The organism is Catenulispora rubra (genome assembly GCF_015356825.1).
GTDB classification, from domain to species: Bacteria; Actinomycetota; Actinomycetes; order Streptomycetales; family Catenulisporaceae; genus Catenulispora; species Catenulispora rubra.
Genome location: NZ_JAACYW010000133.1, coordinates 12,361 through 29,614 on the forward strand (window position 1 = coordinate 12,361; position 17,254 = coordinate 29,614).

Here is a 17,254-nt window from a genome sequence, read left to right on the forward strand (position 1 = left end):
CGCCGAACGGGGACGTCCCCGGGCACGCCGAACCGGCCCGCGGCCGGTGCGGCCGGTGCGGCCGGCGGGTTCAGCCCAGGGCCGGCAGCGCGGCCGGGCAGTCCGGTGCGTGCTGGAACTGGAACACCGGGAGCGCGCGGCGCGCAGGCACCGTCTCCGGCAGCCGCTCGGCCTCGGGCATCGTGTCCACCGGCGCCGAGTCGGCGACCCGGGCCGCGGCGAGCAGGCAGCTCAGCCGCTTCACGCAGGTCCCGCACGCGGACCCCGCCCCGGTCGCCTCGCGCACGTGCTTGACCGACGTGGCGCCCAGGGCGACGACGGCGTCCACCTCGGCGGTGGTCACCGCGTGGCATATGCAGGCGTACAAGCGGGGCTCCGGCAGTCGGCGGGTTCGGCTTCGGATTCGACACCGGGTTCGGCATCGGCTGACTTAGGGGAGCCTAAGCTACATATCGGCCACGTGCCAAGTCCCCGCCGCACGTGCCGTCCACCACATCTGGGACGATGGTCCCCATGGGGCAGCCGGGATCAGGGGTGGACACAGAAGGCGAGACGGTGCAGTCCGACGAAAGGCTCCCGCCCGGCCAGCGCATGCAGCGCGGGGAGTGGCCGGTGCTGCACTACGGCCCGGTGCCCCGCTTCAAGCCCGCGACCTGGGACTTCCGCGTCACCGGCGCCACCGCCGACGGCGAGGAGACGATCTGGTTCCACGAGGAGTTCGGCGCCCTGCCGGCCGTCGAGGTGACCGCCGACTTCCACTGCGTCACCAAGTTCACGATGCTGGACGCCCCCTGGCGCGGCGTCAGCGGCCGCACTCTCGTCGAGCTCGTGCCGCCGGCCCCGGACACGACGCACGTCACCGTCTGGGCGGAGTACGGCTACAGCTCGAACCTGCGCATCGAGGACCTTCTGCGGGAGAACGTCCTGTTCGCGACCCACTACGCCGGCGTCCCGCTCACCCCCGAACACGGCTTCCCGCTGCGGCTGATCGTGCCGCACCTGTACGCGTGGAAGGGCCCCAAGTGGGTGCGCGGGATCGAGTACCTCACGGCGGACCGGCGCGGGTTCTGGGAGGAGCGCGGGTACCACAACATCGGGGACCCGTGGCAGGAACAGCGGTACTCGTACCAGGAGGACCCGGGGGACGGGCCTCCGCTGTAGTCCTATCGCTGTAGTCCTTTGTAGTTCAGGCGGTTGTAGTTCAGGCGGTTGTAGTTCAGGTCGTCCGGATCCGCCTCAGTACGGCCCGCCACAGCGTCCCGGGCCGACCGAGCGCGCGCAGCCGCTGCTGTGCCGTCGGCGGCAGTGTCAGTATCGGTGTCAGTGTCGCCGTGTCGCGTTGCTCACCCCGCGCCAGCGCGAACGCGCCGCCGTCCAGCTCGTATTCACCCAGGACACGGGGTCTGCGCCGTCGCTCACTCACCTTCCCATTGAGGGACAGAACCGAGCATTCCGCCAGCCGGCGCCGCCCGGGCGCGGTTTGACGCCCGATGATCGCTGCGGGATGCTGCACCCGGGATGGTCGGCAGGAATCCGGTGCGAATCCGGAACGGTCCCGCCACTGTGATCAGGGAGCGCCTCCCGCTTGCGAAGCCACTGGGACGTCAGCGTTCTGGGAAGGCCGGGCAGGCGCGCGGATCTGAGAGTCAGGAGACTACGACCGCCCCCCGGCACGCCGCTCCCGCGGCGTGTTCTTGTGAAGAGACCTGTCGGGCGTGGATACCCGTGAGGAGCTGATCCGGCGTGCCGCCGTACCCGTTCACCGCGGTCGTGGGTCTTGACGACCTCCGGCTGGCCCTGTTGCTGAACGCCGTGTCCCCGGCCGTCGGCGGCGTCCTCGTGCGCGGCGAGAAGGGCACCGCGAAGTCGACGATCGTGCGCGCCCTGGCCGCGGTGCTGCCGCAGATCGCCGTCGTGCCCGGCTGCCGCTTCTCCTGCGACCCCGCGGCGCCCGACCCCGCCTGCCCGGACGGCCCGCACACAGCGCACACCGGGCACCCCACGCACCCTGCACACTCCGCCGGCGTCGTGGCCTCGCAGTCCCACCCGGCGCGCCTGGTCGAGCTGCCGGTCGGGGCGACCGAGGATCGGCTCGTGGGCTCCCTGGACCTGGAGAAGGTACTGGCGTCCGGCGTCGCGGCCTACGAACCGGGCCTGCTGGCGGCGGCGCACCGCGGCCTGCTCTACGTGGACGAGGTCAACCTCCTGCACGACCACCTCGTCGACCTCCTCCTCGACGCGGCCGCGATGGGCGTCGCGCACGTCGAGCGCGAAGGCGTCTCGGTCTCGCACGCCGCGCGCTTCCTGCTGGTCGGCACCATGAACCCGGAAGAAGGCGAGCTGCGGCCCCAGCTGCTCGACCGCTTCGGCCTGACGGTCGAAGTGCGCGCAAGCCGGGACCCGGCCGAGCGCGCCGAGGTGGTGCGCCGCCGGCTGGCGTACGAGGCCGACCCGGAGGGCTTCGCCGCGGCCTGGGAGCAGGCGGACAAGGAGACGGCCGCACGCATCGAGGCGGCGCGTGCGCTGCTGCCGTCGGTGACGCTGCCGGACGCGGAACTGCTGCGGATCACCCGCATCTGCGCGGCCTTCGAGGTCGACGGGATGCGCGCGGACCTCGTCACGGCGCGCGCCGCGACGGCGCTCGCGGCCTGGGCCGGCCGGACCGAGGTCATCGCCGAGGACGTGCGCCAGGCGGCGACGCTGGCGCTGCCGCATCGGCGACGGCGGCATCCCTTCGACGCGCCGGGGCTCGACGAGGAGCGCTTGGACGAGGCCATGGAGGACGGGGAGGACGGCGAGGACGGGAATGAGGACCCTGATCCCGGTCCCGGCTCCGGCGGTCCCGACGGTGGTGATTCCCCGAACCAACCGAGCGGTCCGCAGAACGGCTCATCCAGCGCCGCACAACAGGATGCGAGCGGTGCCAGGGACGTCGAGTCCGAACCGCCGACCGGGACCTCCACTGAGCAGAAGCGTGTGTCTGGCTCGTCGGGTGAGCAGGGAGTGGCGACTCCCGGCGAGCCCTTCAAAGCCCGCCTGTTACAGGTCTCCGGCGTAGGCACCGGCGCCGAAGGCCGCCGCTCCCGCGCCCGTGCCACCGGCGGCCGCACGGTCGGCGCGCGTCCCGGGGCCCACGGCCTCCACCTCGTCGCGACCGTCCGCGCCGCGGCACCGGAGCAGGTCGCCCGAGGCCGTCGCGAAGGCGCGCTCCGCCTGCGCTCCGAAGACCTCCGCGAACCGATCCGCGAGGGCCGCGAAGGCAATCTCGTCCTGTTCGTCGTAGACGCCTCCGGTTCGATGGCCGCACGCCAGCGCATGGCCGCCGTCAAGGGCGCGATCCTCTCTCTCCTGCTCGACGCCTACCAGCGCCGCGACAAGGTCGGCCTGGTCACCTTCCGAGGCCGCGACGCCGAAGTCGCCCTCCCGCCGACCTGGTCCGTCGACGCCGGCGCCGCCCGCCTCACCTCGCTCCCGACCGGCGGCCGCACCCCGCTCGCCGCCGGGCTCCTGCAAGCCGCCGACGTCCTGCGTGTCGAGCGCATGCGCGACCCGAACCGCCGGCCGCTGGTGCTCGTGGTTACCGACGGCCGCGCCACGCAGTCGATCTCCTTGTCATCGTCCGCCGCCGCGCCGCGCGCATCCACCTCGCGTGCCGCCGGAGCCGACCCCCTCGCCGACACTCGCCGCGCCGCAGCGCACCTCCGCCAAGCCGTTGCCACCCTCGGCGGCAGCGCGCTCGTCGTCGACTGCGAGTCCGGCCCGGTCCGCCTGGGCCTGGCCGCACGCCTGGCCGCCGACCTCGCCGCCGACCACCTGCCACTCACCGACCTCGCCGCCGACGCACTCACCGCGGCGGTGCACGGCAACCGACCCCGCTCCGACCGGAGGGCCGCCTGATGCCGCAGGGCCAACCCGCACACGTCCCCGACGACGGCCTCACCACGCGCCAGCGCCGTAACCGGCCGCTGACGATCGTGCACACCGGCCCCGGCAAGGGGAAGTCCACCGCCGCCTTCGGCCTGGCCCTGCGCGGCTGGAACCAGGGCTGGCCGATCGGGGTCTTCCAGTTCGTCAAGTCGGCCAAGTGGCGCATCGGCGAGGAGACCGCGCTCAAGGCGCTCGGCGAGCTGCACGCGCGCACCGGCCAGGGTGGCCCCGTCGACTGGCACAAGATGGGCGAGGGCTGGTCCTGGATCCAGCGTGACCTGCACAGCGACCCCGACCTGCAGGCCGACAACGCCCGTGCCGGCTGGGAGCGCATCAAGGCCGACCTCGCCGCCGAGACCTACCGCCTGTACGTCCTGGACGAGTTCACCTACCCGATGAAGTGGGGCTGGGTGGACGTCGAGGACGTGGTGAAGACCCTCGCCGACCGTCCGGGCAGCCAGCACGTCGTGATCACCGGCCGCGACGCCGCGCCGGAACTGCTCGACGCCGCCGACCTGGTGACCGAGATGACGAAGGTCAAGCACCCCATGGACGCCGGTCAGAAGGGCCAGAAAGGCATCGAGTGGTGACCTCGTCACCGCTGACCGTCCCGCGCGTCGTCATCGCCGCCCCGGCCTCCGGCCACGGCAAGACCACGATCGCCACCGGCATCATCAAAGCCCTGACCGGCCGCGGCTTCACCGTGGCCCCGTTCAAGGTCGGCCCGGACTACATCGACCCCGGCTACCACTCCCTGGCCGCCGGCCGCACCGGCCGCAACCTCGACCCCTACCTGGTCGGCACCGAGCGCATCGCGCCGTTGTTCGCGCACGGCGCCGCCGGGGCCGACCTGGCGGTGATCGAGGGCGTCATGGGCCTGTACGACGGCGCGACCGGCGAGGGCGAGCTCGCCTCCACGGCGCAGGTCGCCAAGCTGCTCGACGCCCCGGTGCTGTTCGTCGTGGACGCCGCGGCCCAGGGACGCTCGGTCGCCGCGCTGGTGCACGGATTCCGTGCGTTCGACCCTGCGGTGCGCATCGCCGGCGTGATCCTGAACCGCGTCGGCTCCGAGAACCATCGCAATATCCTGACTGAGGCGCTGGACGAACTCGGCGTGCCGGTCCTCGGGGCGCTGCGCCGCGACGCCGCCGTCGCGAACCCCTCGCGGCACCTCGGCCTGGTCCCCGTCGCCGAACGCCGCGCCGAGTCGGTGGCCGCGGTCGACGCCCTCGGCGCCCTGGTCGACGTCGGCGTCCAGCTCGACGAGGTCTACCGGCTGGCCCGCAGCGCCCCGCCGCTGGACGTCGTCGCCTGGGACGCCGCCGAGGAGATCGGCCGGGGCCGGGGCGCCCGACCGCGCCCGCGCATCGCCATCGCGTCAGGGCCCGCATTCACCTTCTCCTACGCCGAGAACGCCGAACTGCTCGCCGCCGCCGGCGCCGAGGTCTGCCCCTTCGACCCGCTGCACGACGAGGCCCTGCCCGAGCGGATCGGCGGCCTGGTGATCGGCGGCGGCTTCCCCGAGGTCTACGCCCCCGAACTGGCCGCGAACGACGCGCTGCGCGAGAACGTCTCGGAGTTCGCGCGCCTCGGCGGCGCGATCGCCGCCGAGTGCGCCGGCCTGCTGTACCTCGGCAAGAGCCTGGACGGCCTGCCGATGTGCGGGGTCGTGGACGCCGAAGCCGTCATGACCGACCGCCTCACCCTCGGCTACCGGCACGCCGTGGCCGCCTCGGAGTCGGTGCTCGCCGCGGCCGGCACGCGCGTGTCAGGGCACGAATTCCACCGCACCGTGGTCAGTCCGTCGGCCGGCTCGCCCCCGGCGTGGCACTGGCGCCGCAACGGGGGAGCGGTCACCGAAGGCTTCGCCGGCAGCCGGATCCACGCCTCCTACCTCCATCTGCACTGGGCCGGCGCGCCGTCGATCGCCCGGCGGCTGGTCGAGAGCTGCGGGGTGGTGTGATGCGACTGCTCACCGGGGTCGGCGTCGGTCCCGGCGACCCGGATCTGGTGACGGTGAAGGCCGTCCGGGTGTTGCAGGCTGCTGATGTCGTGTTCGTGCCCATACTCGCCGACGGTCCCGAAGGTCCGGGACGCGCCGAGGCCACGGTCCGCGTACACATCGACGGCGACACGATCCGCGCCGTCCCGTTCGCGTTGTCCGACCGCGGCGGACGCACCGCCGAACGCCTGAACGCCTGGGACGAGGCGGCGCGCGCGGTCGTCGCAGCCTTCGACGACGGTGCCGAACGCATCGCCTTCGCCACCATCGGCGACCCGAACATCTACTCGACGTTCAGCTACCTCGCGCAGACCGTTCGAACCCTGATGCCGTCGGTCTCGGTGGAGACCGTGCCCGGTATCACGGCGATGCAAGACCTCGCCTCGCGCTCCGGAACGGTGCTGGCCGAGGGGCGCGAGGTGCTGGCGCTGTTCCCGATGACCGCGGGCCTGGAGGCGTACGAGCGTGCGCTGGAGGCGTTCGACACGGTCGTCGCTTACAAGGGCGGCCGGTTCCTGCCCGAGATGCTGGACGCCGTCGAGAAGGCAGGCCGCGGCGGCGAGACCGTATTCGGGGCCGCACTGGGCCTGCCGGAGGAAGTCGTGGGACCGGTCGAGGACCTGGCCCCGGACACGATCGGCGCCGCGCCGTATCTGTCCACTGTCATCACCACCGCGCGGCGGCGCGGGCGAGGGGGAGCACTGTGAGCGCCGGCACGGCGAAGGTCACGTTCATCGGAGCCGGTCCCGGCGCGGCCGATCTGATCACGCTGCGCGGGGCCCGCGCGATCGCCGAGGCGGACGTCCTGATCTGGGCCTCCAGCCTGGTGCAGGAGGCGGTGCTGGAGCACGCGCGGCCGGACGCCGAGATCGTCGACTCCGCGGCGCTGCCGATGGAGGGCGTGATCGCGATCTACGAACGCGCGGTCGCGCAGGGCCTGCGCGTGGCCCGCATCCACTCCGGCGACCCGTCGCTGTGGGGCGCGGTGCAGGAGCAACTGGAGCGCTGCCGCGAGCTGGGGCTGGAGACGGAGATCGTGCCGGGCGTCTCGGCGTTCTCGGCGGTGGCGGCCATCGCGCAGCGCGAGCTGACGATCCCGGAGGTCGCGCAGTCGGTGATCCTCACGCGGCTCGGCGGCGGCAAGACCCCGATGCCGGAGAAGGAGTCGATCCGCGCCTTCGCGGCGCACGGGACGACGATGGCCGTGTTCCTGTCGGCGGCACGCTCCGGCCAGCTCGCCGCCGAACTGCTCGAAGGCGGCTACCCGCCCGAGACGCCGGTGATCGTCGCCTACCGCGCCACGTGGGAGGACGAGGAGCTGGCGCAGTGCACCATCGCAGACCTCGAAGAGACGGTGAAGGCGCGCAAGCTCTGGAAGCACACGCTGTTCCTGGTCGGGCCCGCGCTGGGGGCGCACGGGACGCGCTCGCATCTGTACCACCCCGGGCACTTCCACGGGTTCCGGCGGGCTGAGCGGGGCGCGCGGAAGGAGTTGCTGGCGGCGGACGCGGCTTTGGTGCATCGGGAATCAGATGTCTGAGATTTCTGAGCCCAGCGACAGGGACAACGACAGCGACTCGCCCGAGCAGGAGGTTCCGGGCGAGCCGATTCTTCGTGAACCCGATCTGCCTCGGACGATGAAGGTGCGTCCGAAGGCTTTGCGTCCCGGCTGGACTACCGGCGCGTGCGCTGCCGCAGCCGCTAAGGCCGCGACCACCGCGCTAGTGACCGGCGAGCCCCAGACCTGGACCGAGATCGCGCTTCCGTCCGGTCGCCGCGTCACCTTCGCCACCGACCGCTGCGATCTGTCGCGCCCCGGCCGTGCGGAGGCGGTCGTCGTCAAGGACGCCGGCGACGATCCCGACGTCACGCACGGCGCGCACCTCACCGCGACCGTCTCCTGGCTGCCCGACGGCACCGGCCTTCAGCTCGACGGCGGGCTCGGGGTCGGCGTCGTCACCAAGCCCGGCCTCGGCCTGGAGGTCGGCGGTCCGGCGATCAACCCGGTGCCGCGCTCGATGATCGAGGCCTCCGTCGCCGAAGCGCTGGGCAGCGAGTCTGCCGACCGCGGCCTGCGCGTCGTCATCTCCGTGCCCGAAGGCGAGGTGATGGCGCGCAAGACCACCAACGCCCGCCTCGGAATCCTCGGCGGCATCTCGATCCTGGGCACCACCGGCATCGTGCGGCCGTTCTCCACTGCGGCCTGGCGGGCCAGTGTCGAGCAGGCCGTCTCCGTTCTCTCCGCGCAGGCTACCGAGACGTCGCAGGACCCTGTCCTCGTCCTGTGCACCGGCGGCCGGACCGAGAAGGGCGCGATGCTGATGTTCCCGGACCTGCCGGAGGTCAGCTTCGTCGAGGTCGGCGACTTCACCGGCGCGGCGCTGCGGCGGTGCGTCGAGCACGGGGTGCGGCGCGTGGTGTTCGTCGGCATGGCGGGCAAGCTGACCAAGCTCGGCGCCGGCGTGCTGATGACGCACTACACGCGCTCCAAGGTCGACTGCTCGCTGCTCGGCGACATCACCCGCTTCGTCGGCGGCCCGGACGAGCTCGCGGATACCGTCGGCGTCGCCAACACCGCTCGGCACGCTTACGAACTGTGGGATGCCGCTGGGCTGCTGCCCGTCGCAGGACTCGAACTTTGCCGCCGGGTCGCCGCCGTCCTAGAGCGCTTCGCCGCCACCGAGTGCGGCGGCACGATCAGTGCCGAGGTCGCGATGGTCGACTTCAGTGGCCTGGAAGTGGTGGCGCGGACGTGATCACCGTCATCGGCTTCGACGGCGGCCCGCTGCCCGAGCCGGCCCGCGCTGCGCTGGCCTCGGCCACCCTGGTCGCCGGCGGACGCCGCCACCTGGACGCGGCCGAGGTCCCGCACGCCGCCGAACGCATCGTGCTCGGCGCTCTGGACGCTCTCTACGCGGCCCTTCCGTCGCACGAGAACGTCTGCGTGATAGCCAGCGGCGACCCGGGTTTCTTCGGCATCGTCCGGCAGTTGCGTGAATACGGGCTCGAAATCAATGTTCTGCCGGCGCCGTCTTCGGTCGCTACGGCGTTCGCCGCGATCGGCTTGTCCTGGGACGACGCGATCGTGGTCAGCGCGCACGGCCGTGAGCTGCGGCCGGTCGCCAATGTGTGCCGCGCGTTCCCAAAGGTGGCGGTGCTGACCGGCCCCGGCGCCGGTGCGAGAGAGCTCGGCGCCGAACTCCCTGACCGTACCTTCGTGGTCGCCCAGCGCCTGGGCCACCCGGATCAGCGTATTGAGACGCTCAGCTCCCACGCGGCGGCGCACGCCGAGTTCGCCGATCCGCACGTCCTGTTGTGCCTGGACGAGTCCCGCCTGACCTCCGAGCGCGGCTGGATCGCGGGCTTCGGCGGCGTGCCGGGTACCTGGGCACTGCCGGAGTCGGACTTCGCGCACCGGGCGTCGATGATCACCAAGTCCGAAGTCCGCGCCCTGGCCTTGAGCAGACTCGCCCCGCGCCCCGGCCGCCTGGTCTGGGACATCGGCGCGGGTTCGGGCTCCGTCGGCGTCGAGTGCGCACGCTTCGGTGCCGCAGTGGTCGCGGTCGAGCGGGACGCAGAGTCCTGTGACCGCATCCGTGCCAACGCGGCCACGCATGGCGTCGCCGTCGAGGTGGTCACCGCCGACGCAGCCCTCGCCCTGGACCGCCTGCCGCAGCCCGACGCGGTGTTCGTCGGCGGCGGTGGTGTGGACGTGATCGCCGCCTGCGCCGCGACGCGAGCCGCCACCGTGGTCGTGGCCCTCGCCGCCATCGAGCGCGTGCCGGAGGCAATCAGCCTGCTGACGAAGTCCGACCGCGCGGTCGACGGTGTGCTGCTCCAGTCCTCGCGCCTGTCCGCGCTTCCGGGCGACGCCCACCGCTTCGCCGCCGCCAATCCCGTGTTCCTGCTCTGGGGAGAACGACGTTGAGCCACGACACCCCGCCGCCCCGCAAGCCGATCGGCGTGGTCGCCGCCACCGCCGCCGGCCGCCGCGCCGCCGCTGCGCTGGCCGCCGCCTGGCCCTCGGAGGTGCACGTCTACGGCGGCGCGTCCGAACTGCGCACCGCCTTCGAAGCCTGCGACGCGGTGGTGGCGTTCCTCGCGGTCGGCGCCGCAGTCCGGTCCCTGGCCCCCGCCCTCGGCCACAAGAACACCGACGCCGCCGTGGTCTGCGTCGACGAGTCGCTGCGCCACGCGGTCGCCGTCCTCGGCGGCCACCACGGCGCCAACGACCTGGCCGAGCGCGTCTCGGCGGTCCTGGGCTGCACCCCGGTGATCACGACCGCCTCGGACGCCTCCGGCGCACAGGCCCTCGACTCCTACGGCGCCGACCTAGGCTTCACGATCGAGAACCCCGCACTCCTGGCCCCAGTCGGCACCGCCCTACTGTCCGGCGCCCCCGTCGCGCTGATCGGCACAGATACCTGGCCCCTGCCCCCACTGCACGCCAACAGCGAGGGCGACCCCGAAGCAACGCTCTCGGTGAGTGATTCGGCGGAGGCCGATGGACTGGTCTACCGCCCACCGTCGCTGGTCGTGGGCGTAGGCGCATCACGCGGCGTGACAGCCGACGAGGTCCTCGACGCAGTCGACCGCGCACTGACCGCCGGCGGCTTGAGCGCCGCATCGGTGGCCCGCCTGGCATCGGTGGACGCCAAGTCCGACGAACCAGGCATCCTCGAAGCAGCCCGCCGCCGCGGCTGGCAGGTCGTCTTCCACCCGGCCGCCGAACTGGCAAAGATCGAGGTCCCCAACCCAAGCCCAACAGTCCTCGCCGAAGTAGGCACCCCCTCCGTCGCCGAAGCCGCCGCCCGCTACGACGGCCCGAACCGCCCCCTCGCCGACCTGCTGGTGCCGAAGACCAAGAGTGTGCAGGCCGCCGCGCAGGATGCCGCCGACCGCGCGCTTGTCTCGGCGCAAGCTTCTGCCGCGCTACCCGCCGCGGCCCCCGCCCCGATGGCCACCGCCGCCATCGCCCGCCTCGCCCCCCGAGGCCGCCTCGCCCTCATCGGCCTCGGCCCCGGCGCGCGCGACCTCCTCCCGCCCCGCGCGGTCGCCGAGCTGCGCCGCGCGTCCGTCGTCGTCGGTCTCGACCAGTACCTCGACCAGATCCGCGACCTCCTGCGCCCCGGCACCGAAGTCCGTGCCACCGGCCTCGGCAGCGAGGAGGCGCGCGCACGCGATGCCGTCCAGACCGCGCGGGAGGGTCGGGCCGTGGCGCTCATCGGCTCCGGTGACTCCGGGCTCTACGCCATGGCCAGCCCCGCGCTCGACCTGTTCGCCGACCTCGATGATGTCGACGTCGTCGGCGTCCCCGGCATCACCGCGTCGCTCGCGGCCGCGAACGTGCTCGGGGCGCCGCTGGGGCACGATCATGCCGTCATCTCGCTCTCCGATCTGCACACGCCGTGGCCCGTGATTGTGCGGCGCGTCACCGCGGCGGCGGAGGGGGACTTCGTCACCGTCTTCTACAACCCGCGCAGCAAGGGCCGGGACTGGCAGCTCGGCCACGCCCTCGACATCCTGCGGCAGCACCGGCCGGCGACCACGCCCGTCGGCTGTGTGCGGGACGCCTCGCGGCCGGGGCAGCGCGCGTGGATCAGCACCCTGAGCGAGTTCGACCCCGCCGACGTCGACATGTACACGATCGTGCTGGTCGGCAGCTCGCACACCCGCGTCGCGGCCGGCCGCATGGTCACGCCGCGCGGCTACACCTGGAGCGGCGAATGAGTGCCCTGATCGCCGAGGTGCGCGCCTGCCAGGGGTGCGGCGCCTGCCTGCTCACGTGTCCGGAGCACGCCATCCGCCCCCTCGGCGGGACACTCCTCGTCCACCCCGAACGCTGCACCGGCTGCGGCGAGTGCGTCGAGGTGTGCCCGGTCGACGCCATCGTCCTCGTCAGCGCGGCCTCGAACCCGAACCCGGAGCCCACCTCATGACCGCCCGCACCGTCCACCCCATCGAGGCCGAGTCCTACCGCATCCTCCGCCAGCACTTCGACACCTCCGGCCTCTCGCCCTACACCCGAGCCGTCGTCGAGCGCGTCATCCACGCCAGCGCCGACTTCGACTACGGCACCGACCTCGTCACCGACGAAGCCGCCCTGGCCCGCGCCGCCGCCGCCCTGAGCACCGGGGCGCCGATCGTCGCCGACGTCGAGATGGTCGCCGCCGGCATCACGCGCCGCGACGCGCTGTGCGCCATCAGGCACCCCGCCGCCCCGGAACTCGCCGCCGCCAACGGCATCACGCGCTCCGCCGCAGCCTTGCGCATCGCCGCCAAGCAGGCCGGCCCCGGCGCCGTCTACGTCATCGGCTGCGCGCCGACCGCCCTGTTCGAGCTCATCGCGATCGCCGAGCAGGCCCGGCCCGCGCTGGTCATCGGGCTCCCCGTCGGCTTCGTCGGCGCGGCGGAGTCCAAGGCGGCGCTGCGGGAGTCCGGGCTGCCGGCCGTGTCGAACGTCTCCGGCAAGGGCGGCTCGGCCGTCGCCGCCGCCGCACTCAATGCACTGATATACCAAGACCTGGTGAAAGAAGGCAACGCATCATGACCGCGCTCCTGATCGTCGGCCACGGCACCCGCGACGCCGACGGCGCCGAGGACTTCCGCGCCTTCGTGCAGCGCGTGGCCCGCCGCGCGCCGCAGACCGTCGAGGCGGTGGACGGCGGCTTCATCGAGCTCTCCGCACCCCCCGTCGGCGAGGCCGTGACCCGCCTGGTCGACGCCGGCCATCGGCGCGTGGCCGCGGTGCCGCTGGTCCTGGTCGCCGCCGGCCACGCCAAGGGCGACATCCCCGGCTCCTTGAACCGCGAGCGCCTGCGCCACGCGGGCCTGTCCTTCTCCTACGGACGTCCCCTCGGCGTCCACCCGACCATCCTGTCGCTGCTCGAAGCGCGCCTGGACACCGTCCTGCCGCGCGAAGAACGCGCCGAGGCCGCCGTCCTGCTCGTCGGCCGCGGCTCGACCGACCCGGACGCCAACGCCGAGGTCTACCGCGCCGCCCGCCTGCTGTGGGAGGGCCGCGGCCTCGGCATGGTCGAGACCGCGTTCGTCTCGCTCGCGCACCCGTCGGTGGAAGAAGGCCTGGAACGCTGCCGGCGCCTGGGCGCAAAGCGCATCGTGGTCCTGCCCTACTTCCTGTTCCGCGGCGTGCTCCCGGACCGCATCGTCGAGCAGGCCGCGGGCTACGACGTCGCCCCGGTCATCGGCGACTGCGACGAACTCGCCGACCTGGTCCTGGAACGCCACGCCGAAGCTGTCGCCGGCGACATCCGCATGAACTGCGACACCTGCGTGTACCGGATCGCCATGCCAGGGTTCGAAGACAAGGTGGGCGCCGCGCAGACCCCGCACCACCACCCCGACGAGGACGGCCACAGCCACCATCACCCGCACGCGCACTCGCATGGTTGAGGACCTCGGCCACCACGGTGACGTCGAGGTGCGGGACGCGGCCATCCGTCACGACTTCGCGGTCAACGTCCGCGTGCAGGGACCGCCGCCCTGGCTCCGCGACCGCCTCACCGCCGGCATCGAGAGGCTGGCCGCGTACCCCGACCCCCGGGAAGCCACCGAAGCGGTCGCCGAACGCCACGGCCGCACCCCGGACGAAGTCCTCCTCACCTCCGGCGCGGCCGAAGCCTTCGTCCTGCTTGCCAGAGTCCTGACACCGCGCCGCGCGCTGGTCGTGCATCCCCAGTTCACGGAACCTGAAGCCGCCCTGCTCGCCGCCGGCCACCGCGTCGAGCGCCACATCCTGACCGGTGACTTCACCCTCGACCCGGCCCGCGTCCCCGCCGGTCCGGACCTGGTCATGATCGGCAACCCGACGAACCCGACCTCCGTCCTGCATCCGGCAGCTGCCATCGAACGCCTGCAGAACAAGGGCCGCACGATCGTCGTCGACGAGGCCTTCATGGACGCGATCCCCGGCGAAACCGAGACCCTGGCAGGCCATCCCGATGTCGTCGCTATCAGAAGCCTGACTAAGACGTGGGGATTGGCGGGCCTTCGCATCGGTTACGTCCTCGGCCCGGCGCCGCTCATCAGTACCCTGAAAGCCGCCCAGCCGCTCTGGTCCGTCTCCACCCTCGGCCTCATCGCCGCACAGGCCACCGCCGAGCCCGAAGCCCTGGCCGAGGCCGAAGCCCTCGCCAAGCAGGCCGACCAGGACCGCGACCATCTCCTGGCCCGCCTCGCCGAGCTCCCCGACCTCACCGTCCCGGCCGCCTCCCGGGCCCCGTTCGTGCTGGTCAGGACGCCGAACGCGGCCGAGCTGCGGGTGCGCCTGCGGGCCGAGGGCATCGCCGTCCGGCGCGGCGACACCTTCCCGGGCCTGGGCCCGCAGTGGCTGCGCCTGGCCGTGCGCGACCGGACCGCCACCGACCTGCTGGTCGACCGCTGGCAGCAGCTCACCGCGACGCCCTGGTCGGGCCCGGGATAAGGTCGGAGCCATGAGCAGCTACCTCGACGCCGCCGACCAGGCCGTGGAGCACGCGCTCGCGCTGGGGGCCCGCTACGCCGACGCCCGCGTCATGCACCGTCGCACCGAGTCCATGTCCGCCCGCAACGGTGCTGTCGAGGCGCTGGAGCAGGGCGAGACGGTCGGTATCGGGGTTCGGGCGCTCGTGGGGTCCAGCTGGGGTTTCTTCGCGACGCCGCACCTGGACGCGCCCTCGGTCCGCGCGGCCGGCCGGCAGGCCGTGGAGATCGCCACCGCCTCCTCGCGGGTGCCGGGACCGGCGGCCATGATCCCGGCCGATCCGGAGGTCGGCAGCTGGGCCAGCCACTGCGAGGTGGATCCGCTGGACGTGCCGGTGTCGGACAAGGGCGATCTGTTGACGGCGGCCACCGCAGCGATGCGCAGTCAGGGCGCTGACATCGCGACCGGCCTGTACCAGATCTGGGACACCCGCAAGTGGTTCGTCTCCTCCGAGGGCCACCGCATCGACCAGCACATCCGCGAGTGCGGCGGCGGCATCTCGGCCACCGCGGTCGGCGAGCGCGAGACCCAGGTCCGTTCCTACCCCTCGCGGCGCGGCCAGTACGGCACCCGTGGCTGGGAGCTGGTCACCGAGCTGGACCTGGCCTCGCAGGCCGTCCGAATCGCCGACGAGGCGCAGGCGTTATTGCGCGCCCCGCAGTGCCCGTCCGGCCAGACCACGCTCATCCTCGGCAGCGAGCAGCTGGCGTTGCAGATCCACGAGTCCGTGGGCCACGCCATCGAGCTGGACCGCATCCTCGGCTGGGAGGCGGCGTACGCCGGAACCTCGTGGCTGAACCTGGCCGAGCTCGGCACGCTGCGGTATGGCAGTGAGCTGATGAACATCGTCATCGACGCCACCCACCCCGGCGCCCTGGGCTCGTTCGGTTACGACGACGAGGGCACCAAGGCCGGTAAGCGTGACGCGGTGCGCAACGGCATCTGGACCGGCGTGCTGGCGGGCCGGGAGAGCGCGGCCGTCGCAGGGCTCGACTATGGCGGCAGCGTCCGCTCAATGGACTGGTCGCGGCTGCCGATCGTGCGGATGACCAACGTGGGCCTGGAGCCGGGGCCGCACACCCTGGACGAGATCATCGCCGCGACCGACGACGGGGTGTTCATGGACATGAACCGGTCCTGGTCCATCGACGACAAACGGCTCAACTTCCAGTTCGGCTGCGAAGTCGGCTACGAGGTGAAGAACGGCAAGCTCGGCCGGATGGTGAAGAACCCCACTTACACCGGCATCGGCCCGACGTTCTGGCAGAACATGGACATGCTCTCCAACGAGATCGTCGCCTGGGGCACGCCGAACTGCGGCAAGGGGCAGCCCGGCCAGATCGGGCACACCGGCCACCCGGCGGCGCCGGCCCGGTTCCAGAACGTGCGAGTGGGGGTGCGCGGATGAGCCCGGACGCCACGGCGCGGATCGAGACCGCCGAGCGCGTGCTCCAGGCCGCGCGTACGGTCGTCGGCGGCTCGGCGGACGTGGACGTGACGGTCGAGCACGACCACGTCGCGCTCACCCGCTTCGCGAACTCCTACATCCACCAGAACGTCGCCAGCGACACCGACACGGTCACCCTGCGGATCCACGCCGACGGCCGCACCGCGCTGAACTCCACCACGGTCACCGACGACGCGGGCCTGGCGGCGCTGGTCGAGCGCACCGTCGCGGCGGTGCGGCTCTCGCCGGCGGACCCCGGCTGGGCCGGGCTGTCCGGCCGCGCCGGGCTGCCGGTGCCCGCCGACGAGCCGGACCTGGCGACCGGCGGCGCCGGGCCGGAGGCGCGGGCCGAGCAGGTGAAGGCGTACGTCGACGCGGTCGGCGGGCTCACGGCGGCCGGGTTCTACCGGAACCGGCTGGTCGTCACCGCGTATGCGAACTCTGAGGGACAGAGCGTCCACGGCACGGTCGTCGAGGCCACGATCGACGGCATCGCCAAGACCGAGAGCTCCGACGGCGCCTCGCGCCAGGCCTCGCGCCGGATGAGCGACCTGGACGGCGCCGCGATGGGTGCGCGGGCCGCGGCCAAGGCGCTGGCGTCGCAGAACCCTGTCGAGCTCGAGCCGGGCGAGTACGAGGTCGTGCTGGAGCCGACGGCGGTCAGCGACGTGCTGTGGGCGCTGGCCGACTTCGGCTTCAACGGCAAGTCGCTGATCGAGGGCACCTCCTTCGTGAGGCTCGGGGAGCAGCAGTTCGACGCGTCGGTGACGCTGATCGACGACCCGCTCTCGGGCCCGGCGGCCGGCCCGCTCTTCGACACCGAGGGCACCCCGCGCGACGTGCTGGAGCTGGCCCGCGACGGCGTGACCCGGGCCGTCGCGCACGATCGGCGCTCGGCGCGCGAAGCCGGCGCCGGCGCTGGCGCTGCGGGGATCGGCGCGGGCATCGGCGCGGTGAGCACCGGCCACGCCAGCGCGTTCAGCGCGGTGGAGGGCGCCCAGCCGATCAACATCCGCCTGGAGCCGACCGTCGGCCTGGCGCCGACGGAGGTCGAGGGACCGGCGGCGGACTCCTCGGTCCAGGCACTGGTCGCGCAGGTACGGCGCGGGCTGCTGGTGACAGACCACTGGTACACACGCTGCCTCGACCCGCGGCGCCTGGTGATGACCGGCCTGACGCGCAACGGCGTCTGGCTGATCGAGAACGGCGAGATCACCCGCCCGGTGAAGAACCTGCGCTTCACACAGTCCTACCCCGAAGCGCTCGCACCGGGGCGCGTGCTGGGGATTGGCACCTACGCGCCGGCGTTCGCGTCGAAGTACGGCGCGTTCTCGGCGATGGCGCCGGCGCTGCGGCTGGCGGGGTGGAACTTCACGGGCGGGGCTAGCGGGTGAGG

17 protein-coding genes and 1 riboswitch are annotated in these 17,254 nt (G+C 72.8%); of the genes, 15 read left to right on the forward strand and 2 right to left on the reverse strand.

The genetic code is table 11. From position 1 onward, the window contains the following. Positions 1–70 precede the first annotated feature (70 nt). Positions 71–367 (reverse strand): (2Fe-2S)-binding protein, encoded by a 297-nt coding sequence (locus GWK61_RS30405; protein WP_194914614.1) that lies wholly within the window; start codon positions 365–367, stop codon positions 71–73. A gap of 146 nt (positions 368–513) precedes the next feature. On the opposite strand from GWK61_RS30405, the gene GWK61_RS30410 reads away from it, so the two are divergent. Next, positions 514–1,161, forward strand: coding sequence for a sulfite oxidase-like oxidoreductase (locus GWK61_RS30410; protein WP_194914618.1), 648 nt, complete (start codon positions 514–516; stop codon positions 1,159–1,161). 55 nt (positions 1,162–1,216) lie between these two features. Here GWK61_RS30410 and GWK61_RS30415 read toward each other — a convergent pair whose 3' ends face one another. Next, on the reverse strand, positions 1,217–1,423 hold the full coding sequence (locus tag GWK61_RS30415; protein ID WP_194914620.1) for a hypothetical protein: 207 nt from the start codon (positions 1,421–1,423) through the stop codon (positions 1,217–1,219). 104 nt (positions 1,424–1,527) lie between these two features. Continuing rightward, a riboswitch (cobalamin riboswitch) is annotated at positions 1,528–1,656 on the forward strand. 87 nt (positions 1,657–1,743) lie between these two features. On the opposite strand from GWK61_RS30415, the gene GWK61_RS30420 reads away from it, so the two are divergent. The 14 genes from GWK61_RS30420 to GWK61_RS30485 are packed head-to-tail and all read left to right on the forward strand — an operon-like array spanning position 1,744 to position 17,252. Continuing rightward, entirely contained in the window at positions 1,744–3,897 is a 2,154-nt protein-coding gene (locus GWK61_RS30420) for a putative cobaltochelatase (RefSeq protein ID WP_194914629.1), read from the forward strand. Further along, positions 3,897–4,517, forward strand: coding sequence for a cob(I)yrinic acid a,c-diamide adenosyltransferase (gene cobO / locus GWK61_RS30425; RefSeq protein ID WP_194914631.1), 621 nt, complete (start codon positions 3,897–3,899; stop codon positions 4,515–4,517). The genes GWK61_RS30420 and cobO overlap by 1 nt, the downstream gene beginning before the upstream one ends. After that, positions 4,514–5,890 carry a cobyrinic acid a,c-diamide synthase CobB gene (locus GWK61_RS30430; RefSeq protein WP_194914633.1) on the forward strand — a complete coding sequence of 459 codons (1,377 nt, stop codon included), beginning with the start codon at positions 4,514–4,516 and terminating at the stop codon, positions 5,888–5,890. The genes cobO and GWK61_RS30430 overlap by 4 nt, the downstream gene beginning before the upstream one ends. Next, positions 5,887–6,636 carry a precorrin-2 C(20)-methyltransferase gene (gene cobI / locus GWK61_RS30435; RefSeq protein WP_194914635.1) on the forward strand — a complete coding sequence of 250 codons (750 nt, stop codon included), beginning with the start codon at positions 5,887–5,889 and terminating at the stop codon, positions 6,634–6,636. Before GWK61_RS30430 ends, cobI begins: the two co-directional genes overlap by 4 nt. Then, complete coding sequence (cobM, locus tag GWK61_RS30440) at positions 6,633–7,469, forward strand: precorrin-4 C(11)-methyltransferase (RefSeq protein ID WP_194914637.1); 837 nt, start codon at positions 6,633–6,635, stop codon at positions 7,467–7,469. The genes cobI and cobM overlap by 4 nt, the downstream gene beginning before the upstream one ends. Next, on the forward strand, positions 7,462–8,685 hold the full coding sequence (locus GWK61_RS30445) for a cobalt-precorrin-5B (C(1))-methyltransferase (RefSeq protein ID WP_194914639.1): 1,224 nt from the start codon (positions 7,462–7,464) through the stop codon (positions 8,683–8,685). The genes cobM and GWK61_RS30445 overlap by 8 nt, the downstream gene beginning before the upstream one ends. Next, positions 8,682–9,857 carry a precorrin-6y C5,15-methyltransferase (decarboxylating) subunit CbiE gene (gene cbiE / locus GWK61_RS30450; protein WP_194914646.1) on the forward strand — a complete coding sequence of 392 codons (1,176 nt, stop codon included), beginning with the start codon at positions 8,682–8,684 and terminating at the stop codon, positions 9,855–9,857. Before GWK61_RS30445 ends, cbiE begins: the two co-directional genes overlap by 4 nt. Continuing rightward, positions 9,854–11,659, forward strand: coding sequence for a precorrin-3B C(17)-methyltransferase (gene cobJ / locus GWK61_RS30455; protein ID WP_194914647.1), 1,806 nt, complete (start codon positions 9,854–9,856; stop codon positions 11,657–11,659). The genes cbiE and cobJ overlap by 4 nt, the downstream gene beginning before the upstream one ends. Then, positions 11,656–11,868, forward strand: coding sequence for a ferredoxin family protein (locus GWK61_RS30460; RefSeq protein ID WP_194914654.1), 213 nt, complete (start codon positions 11,656–11,658; stop codon positions 11,866–11,868). The genes cobJ and GWK61_RS30460 overlap by 4 nt, the downstream gene beginning before the upstream one ends. Continuing rightward, the gene (locus GWK61_RS30465; RefSeq protein ID WP_194914656.1) at positions 11,865–12,479 is read left to right on the forward strand and encodes a precorrin-8X methylmutase; all 615 of its coding nucleotides are present in this window, start codon (positions 11,865–11,867) and stop codon (positions 12,477–12,479) included. The genes GWK61_RS30460 and GWK61_RS30465 overlap by 4 nt, the downstream gene beginning before the upstream one ends. Continuing rightward, positions 12,476–13,342 carry a sirohydrochlorin chelatase gene (locus GWK61_RS30470; protein ID WP_194914658.1) on the forward strand — a complete coding sequence of 289 codons (867 nt, stop codon included), beginning with the start codon at positions 12,476–12,478 and terminating at the stop codon, positions 13,340–13,342. The genes GWK61_RS30465 and GWK61_RS30470 overlap by 4 nt, the downstream gene beginning before the upstream one ends. Then, positions 13,335–14,372 carry an Rv2231c family histidinol phosphate aminotransferase CobC gene (gene cobC / locus GWK61_RS30475; protein WP_228563196.1) on the forward strand — a complete coding sequence of 346 codons (1,038 nt, stop codon included), beginning with the start codon at positions 13,335–13,337 and terminating at the stop codon, positions 14,370–14,372. The genes GWK61_RS30470 and cobC overlap by 8 nt, the downstream gene beginning before the upstream one ends. A gap of 10 nt (positions 14,373–14,382) precedes the next feature. Continuing rightward, positions 14,383–15,819, forward strand: coding sequence for a TldD/PmbA family protein (locus GWK61_RS30480; RefSeq protein WP_194914660.1), 1,437 nt, complete (start codon positions 14,383–14,385; stop codon positions 15,817–15,819). Then, positions 15,816–17,252 carry a TldD/PmbA family protein gene (locus tag GWK61_RS30485; RefSeq protein WP_194914662.1) on the forward strand — a complete coding sequence of 479 codons (1,437 nt, stop codon included), beginning with the start codon at positions 15,816–15,818 and terminating at the stop codon, positions 17,250–17,252. The genes GWK61_RS30480 and GWK61_RS30485 overlap by 4 nt, the downstream gene beginning before the upstream one ends. Positions 17,253–17,254: the final 2 nt, after the last annotated feature.

Excerpts from the sequence above, each read along its gene's own strand:
- GWK61_RS30410 (WP_194914618.1), top strand. The coding sequence starts at position 514 with ATGGGGCAGCCGGGATCAGGGGTGGACACAGAAGGCGAGACGGTGCAG.
- cobO (WP_194914631.1), top strand. The coding sequence starts at position 3,897 with ATGCCGCAGGGCCAACCCGCACACGTCCCCGACGACGGCCTCACCACG.
- GWK61_RS30445 (WP_194914639.1), top strand. The coding sequence starts at position 7,462 with ATGTCTGAGATTTCTGAGCCCAGCGACAGGGACAACGACAGCGACTCG.
- GWK61_RS30460 (WP_194914654.1), top strand. The coding sequence starts at position 11,656 with ATGAGTGCCCTGATCGCCGAGGTGCGCGCCTGCCAGGGGTGCGGCGCC.
- GWK61_RS30465 (WP_194914656.1), top strand. The coding sequence starts at position 11,865 with ATGACCGCCCGCACCGTCCACCCCATCGAGGCCGAGTCCTACCGCATC.
- GWK61_RS30470 (WP_194914658.1), top strand. The coding sequence starts at position 12,476 with ATGACCGCGCTCCTGATCGTCGGCCACGGCACCCGCGACGCCGACGGC.
- cobC (WP_228563196.1), top strand. The coding sequence starts at position 13,335 with ATGGTTGAGGACCTCGGCCACCACGGTGACGTCGAGGTGCGGGACGCG.
- GWK61_RS30480 (WP_194914660.1), top strand. The coding sequence starts at position 14,383 with ATGAGCAGCTACCTCGACGCCGCCGACCAGGCCGTGGAGCACGCGCTC.
- GWK61_RS30485 (WP_194914662.1), top strand. The coding sequence starts at position 15,816 with ATGAGCCCGGACGCCACGGCGCGGATCGAGACCGCCGAGCGCGTGCTC.